This is a genomic window from Streptomyces sp. NPDC042364 (genome assembly GCF_056437585.1).
In genome coordinates this window covers 1-1,112 of sequence record NZ_JBWKAJ010000062.1, presented here as the reverse complement: position 1 = coordinate 1,112, position 1,112 = coordinate 1, and the positions used below count along the sequence as shown (strand labels likewise).

Below are 1,112 nucleotides of genomic sequence, written 5' to 3'. Positions count from 1 at the left end.
CTCACATGTACTCGGTGGCCGCGTCGAGGAGCCAGTCGGCGAGGTGGCCGGCGAAGGAGGAGCGGACCAGGATCCAGAATCCGGTGCTGGGTTCGTCGCGGGCGACGAGGACGACCTGGGTGCGGCCCAGGGTCGTCTGGGCGCAGTGGCCGGGGCCGAAGGCGCGTGGGTGGAGGTCCAGTGGGCAGCCGTGGGCGAGGATGTCGCGGGCGTGGGGGCCGGTGATCAGGAGTGTGGTGCGCTGGGCGGAGACGTCGACGGTGGAGACCGGTTGGTTCCCGGCCGCCTGCCGGATGCGGGTCTGCAGGTGGTGTTCGGCGCCGGGTGGTGCGATGAGGAGCCATTCGTCGGGGCCGAGCCACAGCGCGGTCAGCTCGCCGGCCCGGGCGGCGGTGTTGGGTTGCAGGGGCAGGGCGAGGTCCAGGGCGAGGCCGATGGTGTCGGCCGCGGGGCTCTTGGCGTCCAGGCGCAGGTTGATCTGGGTGAGGAAGGGCAGTTCGGCCAGGCGGACGTGGCCGTTGGAGGTGTGGGTGGCGGCGGCCAGTCGGGAGGTGGCGTGGGTCAGGGGGCTGCGGGGCGGGGAGGTGAGGGCGGTGTCAGCCATCGCGGCGGGCTCCCTGGGGGTCGTAGAGGACGGGGCTGGCGACGGTGACGGGGACCAGTCGGTCGCCGACGGGGGCGTAGAGGCGTTCGCCGATGCGGTCCCGGCCGCCCTTGATCAGGGCGAGGGCGAAGGTCCGGCCGAGGGCGGCGCTGCGGTAGCTGGAGGTGACGTGGCCGAGCATCGGCACGGGCGGGGCGGGCAGCACGTGGTCGGCGATCAGGTGGGTGCCTTCGGGCAGGAGGGTGGCGGGGTCTTCGGGGAGCAGGCCGACGAGGTGTTTGCGGTCGGGGCGGGCGGTGTCGGCGCGGGCGTGGGAGCGCTTGCCGATGAAGTCGGGCTTCTTCTTCGACACCGCCCAGCTCATGCCGAGGTCCTGGGGGGTGAGGGTGCCGTCGGTGTCCTGGCCGATGATCGGGTAGCCCTTCTCGGCGCGCAGGACGTGCATGGTCTCGGTGCCGTAGGGGGTGATCCTGTAGGGGGTGCCGGCCTGGTGCAGTGCTTCCCACAG

The 1,112-nt window shown here is 72.8% G+C and carries 2 protein-coding genes; both read right to left on the bottom strand.

The genetic code is table 11. The annotated features are described in order from the left end of the window. Position 1: 1 nt before the first annotated feature. Positions 2-604 (bottom strand): sarcosine oxidase subunit gamma, encoded by a 603-nt coding sequence (locus tag AC067N_RS38905; RefSeq protein ID WP_478683683.1) that lies wholly within the window; start codon positions 602-604, stop codon positions 2-4. Continuing rightward, positions 597-1,112: glycine cleavage T C-terminal barrel domain-containing protein (locus tag AC067N_RS38900; protein ID WP_478683682.1), on the bottom strand; the 516-nt coding region annotated here is incomplete at its 5' end. The genes AC067N_RS38905 and AC067N_RS38900, both read right to left, overlap by 8 nt.

What these genes read in the sequence shown, in the direction of transcription:
- AC067N_RS38905 (WP_478683683.1), bottom strand. Translation starts at nt 604, where the DNA reads ATGGCTGACACCGCCCTCACCTCCCCGCCCCGCAGCCCCCTGACCCAC.